This is a genomic window from Streptomyces sp. NPDC041135 (genome assembly GCF_055592085.1).
The window spans coordinates 1-7,088 of record NZ_JBVIYZ010000068.1 but is presented as its reverse complement, the minus strand read 5'-3'; the positions used below and the strand labels follow the sequence as shown (position 1 = coordinate 7,088).

Genomic DNA, 7,088 nt, shown 5'->3' with positions numbered 1-7,088 from the left:
GCGCGACCCCCGCAACTACCTGGCCTTTCTCGGCCTCGCCGCCGCCCTCTGCTGTTACAAGCGACTTCTCCGCCTCACCACGTAGGACACGGTCTTAGCCTTCGCATTCTCCGTGCCCGTCGGCCTCATCCTCATGAAAACCTTCGTCACCCGGACGGCCGATCTGTACCGCCGCTACCAGAGCTTGCAGGGCACACTGGCGGGCCGCCTGACCGACACGTTGATGGGGATACGGACGATCCGAGCAAACGGTACGGCGGACCGCGAGGTTCAGCGGATCCTGCAGCCACTGCCGGAGCTCAGTGAAACCGGCCGCCAAATCTGGGTCAGCCAAGCCCGAAATAGCTGGCGCCTCTTGTTGCTCGCCCCCGCCACCGAAATTGTCGTCCTGGCCGTCGCCGGGTACGGCGTGGCCGGCGGACGGCTGTCTGCCGGCTCACTGATCGCCGCAGTGCGCTACGTGCCCCTGGCTCTTAGCTTCCTCGGCCAGCTCGACGGCCTCATGGACATCACCCGCATCCGGTCCGCAGCAGAACGCCTGGACGAAGTCTTCGCCCTCAGCAACCCCCGCGCGAAAATGCGCACCGACTCTCTCCCCACCGGCCCGAGCATCATCCAGTTCGATCACGTCACAGTTGAGGTGGGCGATCGGACCGTCCTCCACGACCTCAACCTGTCCCTGCGCCCAGGCATATCCACAGCGATCGTCGGACGGTCCGGCAGCGGCAAGACCGCCTTGGCCCTTCTGGCTGGCGGCCTCGCCACCCCTTCAGACGGCGTTGTCCGCATTGGCGGCGCCGACCTCTCCCGCGTCGCCGAACGCGCGCTGCGCGCCCACGTCTCCTACGCCTTCGGTCGGCCCGTGCTCGTCGGTGACACCGTGCACGACACCATCGCCTACGGGCAGCCGACCGCCTCCCGCGCGGACGTCGAGCGGGCCGCCCGCATGGCCTGCGCGGACTACTTCATCCGCCGCCTCCCGGACGGCTACGACACACCCATGGCCGACGCCCCCATGTCGGGCGGCGAAGCCCAACGGATCGGGATCGCCAGGGCACTGCTCGGCAACCGTCCGCTCCTGATACTGGATGACGCCACCTCCAGCCTCGACACCGCCACCGAGGCCCAGATCGGTGGAGCCCTGGTCAAGGCAACGACCGGCCGTACCACCATCGTCGTCGCCCACCGGGCCAGCACCGCAGCCCGCGCCGACCAGGTGGTGTGGCTGCACGAGGGACGCCTGCGCGCCCTGGCACCGCACCACGAGCTGTGGGACCACCCGGCCTACCGGGAGATCTTCGACACATCAGTACCCGAAGCATCCGTACCACCTGGACAGGAGGAACCGGCATGGCAAGGCGGAGCCTGAGCCCAGACCACACGCTCGGCCGAGCCGCCTGGCGCACTCTCACCACGGACCTACTCAGCCAGCGAACCGCCCTTTTCAAGGCGCTGAGCTGGATGGCTGCAGAGGCCACCCCGGCGCTGTTCGCAGGAGCTCTCATCGCCGCCGCCGTCGACCGCGGCTTCCTGGTAGGCAGGCCCGGCATCGGCCTTGCCGCACTGAGCCTGTTCGGTCTGCTCCTGGTCCTGCAGATTGTTGCCTCCCGCCAGGTGCTGCCCTGGCTCGGCGCAGCCGTCGAGCCCCTGCGTGACGCCTTCGCGACCCGGGTCGTAACAGGCACCATTCTTCGATCCGTGGCAGGCACCGACCGCCCAGACACCTCTGCCGTCGCACGACTGACGGACCAGGTGCAATCCGTCCGCGGTCTGGTCTCAGCGATGCTGCGCATGCTGCGACGGACGGTCGTCTCCCTCGTGCTCGGACTGACCGGACTGATGGCGCTGGCCCCCGTCGTAGCCCTGATGGTCGTCCCTCTGATCGTGCTCGGCCTTGGCGGATACCTCGTCACGCTCCGAAGGCTGAACACATTGCAGCGTGCCGCCCTCCTCGCGGACGAGGATGTCGCCACGAAGTGCGGCGCCGTGTTCAGCGGCATTCGCGACATCGCGGCCAGTGGGGGCAAGGACCAGGCGCTCGCCACTATCGAGGCATCGGTGAACGCCCACGCCGAGGTGCGCCTCCGCTTGATGCGTGCCACTTCGGTGCGCACAGCCATTGTTGCCGTCGCCGGCCAGGCCCCGATCGCCGTCGTCCTCCTGACCGCCCCGTGGCTGGTATCGAGCGAGCGGCTGACAGTCGGTCAGCTGGTCGGTGCTACTACCTATCTGCTCACCGTTCTCGAACCGGCGGTACGAACCCTGGTCAGCACGGTCGGCACATGGGGACGACAACTCGGCGTCACCGCCCACCGACTGCTTGAAGCCTCCGCCCTTCCCGAAATCCCCGACACCGTCGCCTTTGCACCGGAGCCGGAGCGGCTCGACCTTCACGTTGAGTGCGTGACCTTCGCCTATGCCCCGCACGCAGAGCCAATCGTCCAGGACTTCTCGCTCACTCTCGCCCATGGTGACCATCTCGCAGTCGTCGGTCCCAGCGGCATCGGCAAGTCGACGCTGGCCCACCTGCTAGCCGGCCTCATGAGGCTGCAGAGCGGGCGGATCCTGCTCGGAGGCACGCCGATCGGCGCGGTCGACCCCGCATGGCTGCGCCGGAGCGTGGTGCTCATCCCGCAGGAGTCCTACCTGTTCACCGGTACTGTCAGAGAAAATCTGACCTATCTGCAAGCGGCTGCCACCGATATCGACCTCGACCGGACTGTCTCGGCTCTGGGCATGACTGGGTTGATCCGGCGGCTCGGCGGCTACGACACCCAAATCGGTGCTGGAGGTATCGAACTCTCTGGCGGCGAAGCCCAGTTGATCGCACTTGCTCGGGTATACATGACGTCCGCCCCCATCGTGGTACTCGACGAAGCCACCTGCCACCTTGATCCGGGGGCTGAGGCCCGAGTGGAAGCGGCGTTCGCAGCCCGTGCGGGGACGCTGGTTGTGATCGCCCACCGCCTGAGTTCCGCACGACGGGCCCAACGGGTGCTCCTGCTCGGGAACGGCGCCGCGGTCAATGGAACACACGACGAACTCCTCGCCACGTCCGACCTGTATGCCGACCTCACCGGTCACTGGAGCGCCATGGCGCATCCGCAGACCGCGCAGCAAGGGACCATGCCTTGACCCACACCATCCAGCGCCCGAGAGAAATCAACTGGGACCTCACCTACGCCTGCCCTTTGCGCTGCGTGCACTGCTACTCGGAGTCAGGCAGAAGGGCCTCCCGACAGCTTTCAACCGACGACATGCTGCGCGTGGCGGACTCCCTCGTCTCGCTCCGGCCGCGGTCTGTCCAGATCAGTGGTGGCGAGCCTCTCCTCGTCCGCGGCCTTCCCGCTGTAGTTGATAGGTTCCGTGCCGCCGGCATTGATGTGGACCTATACACCAGTGGCTGGCTGCTCGACGAAGCTGCACTTCGAACTATCACCGAGCGCTTCAGCCGCATCCACGTGAGCGTGGACGGCGCCACCGACGTTGTCCACGACCGCATCCGCGCGCGACGCGGTTCCTTCGAACGGGCGATGAACGCGCTCTCCCTGCTCGAAGCGGCGGCGAGCATGGCGGCGGGAAACGGGGCGCCAGGATGGTCCTTCGGCGTCGACTGCGTCGTCATGGCCAGTAATGCGCACCAAATCGAGGAGATGTGCACGACCTTGGCTGCGCGCTTTCCCACAATGAGTTTCCTGTCGTTCGGTGCGGTTGTACCTTCCGGCCTGGCCAGCCGTCCGGGCTTCGCGGTGAAGGAACTTCTTAACGACGAGCAGCTTACGAGTCTTCGGGATGATGGTTACCGGCGCCGACTCCAGGCGCTCCTCCCACCCTCCGTGGTGGTGCAGACCTTCGATGGCTGGGCCCTGCAGCTGAGTCCTCAACTCGTTGCACGGGGTGAGGCCATCACCGACATGATGCAGGTCGAACCAGACGGCAGGGTGCGCAGTATGCCCATCTACGAAGGCACCGTCGGCAGCCTGCTTGAGGAACCAGCTGGCACGCTCTGGGAACGGGCGGTACGCCAGCGCAGCCACCCGCTCGTCACGTCCGCACTGGAATCGGCGGCCACGATGACGAAATGGGCGGCGGCGACACGGGCGATCGACCTTCAGTTTGCTGCGGAGACGGAACTCGCACGGTTGCGCACACGGCCTGAGTACTGACTAATAACTGACTTCCGGCGAGCACCAAGCCGCCGGACAAATGCTCACCTCTAACGTAAGAGGTGGGATCGAACTAGAGGAGAACACGCAATGGAAGTCGACCTGAACGCCCTCGAACTGCTCGACTCCACGGAGGAGAGTGAGCTTTGGCCCTGCAACCCGACCTGCAGCATCTCCTGTAACAACTCGTGCGGCTACAGCTGCAACATCACAGGCTGAACCTAATTCACGAGCACCACTTAAAAAACTACCCATACATGAAGAGGCATAAATGGAACTGAACCTCGAGGCTCTCGAGATGCTGCCGGGCGACGAAGCGCAGGGGCTGTTGCCGTGCAGCCACACCTGTCAGGAGACGTGTGACAGCACCTGCTCTACCACCAAGCAGTAGCCGCTGAAGCTTGCTGCCGTCCGGCCGAAGTAACAGCGGCCGGACGGCAGCAGAACGCGACAAGACCGCCACCTCACACGAGGCAGCGGTCAGCCTGGCGTCATTCCTGCTCTGGGCAAGATCCGTTTGAAGACGGACCCTACTAGTACTGCAACGGTGCTTGCTGTGACTGATGGCCAGGTCAGAGGCTGTGTCCGCGTCGCTTGTAGTGACTGGTGCGGGCTTGGTGTTGTCGTCGTCGGCGCCAGGTCGACCAGTGCAGGATGTGCTCGACGGGCGTGGGGCGGCGGTCGGTGAGGCGGGTGATCAGGCGTCGGATCTCGGCGAGGCTGAGGTGGATGAGCTGGGAGGATCCGTTTCTGCTTTCCCGGTGTCCAGCTCGCGGGCTCGCAGGACGGTCAGGCAGGCGTGGGCGGCCATGGCGAGGGTCATGTGGCGGTGCCAGCCGGGGTAGCGGCGGACCTGGTAGTCGTCCAGGCCGCATTCCTGCTTCGCGGTCTGAAAGCATTCCTCGATGGCCCACCGGCTGCCCGCGACACGTATCAGCTGGTCGAGGGTGGTTTCTGCGGGGCAGTAGGCGATGTAGTAGGAGATCTCGTCGGGCCGGTGGACGCTGCGGCGGGCGATCACCCAGTGCCGGCGATCCTCGCGGTGCCAGGGCCGCACCTCGACGCGAGCCCAGTCGTAGACCCGCTGGCCGTGGGCTCCCGCTCCGCAGGAACGACGCTTCCACTTCTGCCGGGCAAGGCCGGTGAACAGGTCGTGGACAGGGTGGTCGATCGCCCAGCGGGTGACGACGGTGTCGTGCCGGGTGGTGGCCATGACGTGGAAGACGTCCGCCTGCTCGAGCTCGAACCGCCAGCCCTTGGAGAAGCCGTAGGCGGCATCCGCGGTCACCCAACCGAACGGGATCTTGTCCGCGATGGCCTTGCGGACCATCGCCTTGGCCATGGCCACCTTCGTCTCGAACGCCACCTCGTCACTGATGCCGGCCCGACGACACCGCTCGCGGTCATCCGTCCAGGAAGTAGGCAGATACAGGCGGCGGTCGATCAATGTTCTGCCTCGGTCGGTGGCATAGCCGAGGAACACGCCGACCTGGCAGTTCTCCGTCCGTCCGGTGGTGCCGGAGTACTGCCGCTGAACGCCGGCCGACCGCGTTCCCTTCTTCAGGAATCCGGTGTCGTCCACGATCAGGACCGCCTCGCGATCCCCGAGGTTCTCGATCACGTAGTCACGGACGTCGTCGAGGACCTCGTCAGCGTCCCACTCGATGCGGTTCAGCATCCGCTGGATACGGTCCGGACCGTCATGACCGGCCTGTTCTGCCACGGTCCAGCCGTTCTTGCGTTGCAGCGGAGCGATCAGTCCTCGCATATAGGCCAGTGCCGACTCACGCGGCTCCGACCTGCTGAAACGGTGCACGAACCGCTCGTGCACCGCGTCCAGTTCACGTGCCCACAACCTGACACCAGCAAGGTCCCCACCCATACCCACACCAACGACCGACCTGGCCATCAGTCACAGCAGGCACCGTTGCAGTACTAGGACCCGCTCAGCGAGGACGCCCTGCTGGGCGAACCAGGCCGCGCCCCGCGTGAGGAAGCCGGCGCAGGTTGCGGCCTCCTCGTCGGGCAGGTCCTCGGTGTAGGCCAGGCGGGTGTGGTCGTCCAGAGCGATGTGCAAGTACGCGTAGCCGGCGCCGTTGCAGCGGTCCTTGTTCGGGCTGTCGGCCGCACGGCCGAGGACCTTGTGGCCGCCGCCATCAGGGATGCGGCCGAGTTTCTTGACGCCAATGTGGATCAGCCCGCCGGGCGGGCGCGTGCGTAGCAACGGACGGGTTCGCCGGTGGCCCGGTCGCAGGCCGCCAGAGCAGGCAGGCCGTGCCGGACCAGGATGCGGTGGGCAGTCGAAGCGGCGATACCGGCCCTGGCGGCCAGCCGTACCGGCCCGATGCGGTGTTCGCGCCGCAGCCGCACGACGTGCTGTTCAACCCCGGCGGGCGTCTGGAGCGGGTTGTGGTGCGGGCGGCTGGAGCGGTCGTGCATGCCCGCCTTGCCGTGCTGCCGGTAGCGGCTCGCCCAGCGGGCGCGGTGGTGTGGCTGACCTGGAAGCGTTCCGCGGCCCGCCGCAGCGGCCAGCCGTCGTCCACGACACACCGGGCCAGACGCAGCCTCCCGGTCGGCGTCAGCGGGGCATTACGGTGGGACACGAGGGCCTCATGCGGTCAGGCGCGTAGACGTCGCAATCCACACCGAACCCAGAAGGCTTTCACCTGTTCAGCACCCAGCACGCGTGTCACCAACGTCCCGGGACAACACACCTGGGGCCTCGTCCACATGGCGCCAAGCGGTGGCCTGCGATATCGCGAATCCGGCGCCGAGCTGGGCGAACCTCTCGTTCTAGCGCAGGTGGACCAGCGTGAGCAGTGCCTAACGAGCTGGTGCACGGTAGGCGGTGAGGCGTCGAGTTCTCGATCGTCGATCATGGTCGTGTGGTGGGGAACGCGTCTCGTGAAGTGATCGTCAGCG

Annotated in this window: 6 protein-coding genes and 3 pseudogenes; 6 read left to right on the top strand and 3 right to left on the bottom strand. The window is 66.4% G+C overall.

Annotation, left to right across the window (positions count from 1 at the left end; translation table 11 throughout):
- Positions 1 to 106: 106 nt before the first annotated feature.
- From ACZ6CZ_RS37390 to ACZ6CZ_RS37365, 6 genes and pseudogenes are all read left to right on the top strand, one after another.
- Positions 107 to 445 (top strand): annotated as a pseudogene (locus ACZ6CZ_RS37390) (ABC transporter transmembrane domain-containing protein); the annotation flags it as partial.
- A 57-nt stretch (positions 446 to 502) separates the two neighbouring features.
- A complete protein-coding gene (locus ACZ6CZ_RS37385) occupies positions 503 to 1,369 on the top strand; it encodes an ATP-binding cassette domain-containing protein (protein WP_469030456.1) in 867 nt (288 codons plus the stop codon).
- Positions 1,370 to 1,461: 92 nt separating this feature from the next.
- Positions 1,462 to 3,135, top strand: a complete 1,674-nt coding sequence (locus ACZ6CZ_RS37380; RefSeq protein ID WP_469030453.1) for an ABC transporter ATP-binding protein — start codon at positions 1,462 to 1,464, stop codon at positions 3,133 to 3,135.
- Positions 3,132 to 4,166 carry a radical SAM protein gene (locus ACZ6CZ_RS37375; RefSeq protein ID WP_469030451.1) on the top strand — a complete coding sequence of 345 codons (1,035 nt, stop codon included), beginning with the start codon at positions 3,132 to 3,134 and terminating at the stop codon, positions 4,164 to 4,166. Before ACZ6CZ_RS37380 ends, ACZ6CZ_RS37375 begins: the two co-directional genes overlap by 4 nt.
- Positions 4,167 to 4,256: 90 nt before the next feature.
- A complete protein-coding gene (locus ACZ6CZ_RS37370) occupies positions 4,257 to 4,385 on the top strand; it encodes an ALQxL family class IV lanthipeptide (RefSeq protein WP_469030448.1) in 129 nt (42 codons plus the stop codon).
- Between the two features lie 52 nt (positions 4,386 to 4,437).
- A complete protein-coding gene (locus tag ACZ6CZ_RS37365) occupies positions 4,438 to 4,557 on the top strand; it encodes an ALQxL family class IV lanthipeptide (RefSeq protein WP_469030446.1) in 120 nt (39 codons plus the stop codon).
- Positions 4,558 to 4,863: 306 nt separating this feature from the next.
- Here the strand turns inward: ACZ6CZ_RS37365 and ACZ6CZ_RS37360 are convergent, their stop codons facing one another.
- The 3 genes and pseudogenes from ACZ6CZ_RS37360 to ACZ6CZ_RS37350 form a co-directional block, all read right to left on the bottom strand.
- Positions 4,864 to 6,048, bottom strand: a complete 1,185-nt coding sequence (locus ACZ6CZ_RS37360) for an IS701 family transposase (RefSeq protein ID WP_469030444.1) — start codon at positions 6,046 to 6,048, stop codon at positions 4,864 to 4,866.
- Positions 6,049 to 6,102: 54 nt separating this feature from the next.
- Positions 6,103 to 6,769: pseudogene (locus ACZ6CZ_RS37355) on the bottom strand (leucine zipper domain-containing protein); the annotation flags it as partial.
- A 100-nt stretch (positions 6,770 to 6,869) separates the two neighbouring features.
- Positions 6,870 to 6,989, bottom strand: a pseudogene (locus ACZ6CZ_RS37350) (transposase family protein); the annotation flags it as partial.
- Positions 6,990 to 7,088 lie beyond the last annotated feature (99 nt).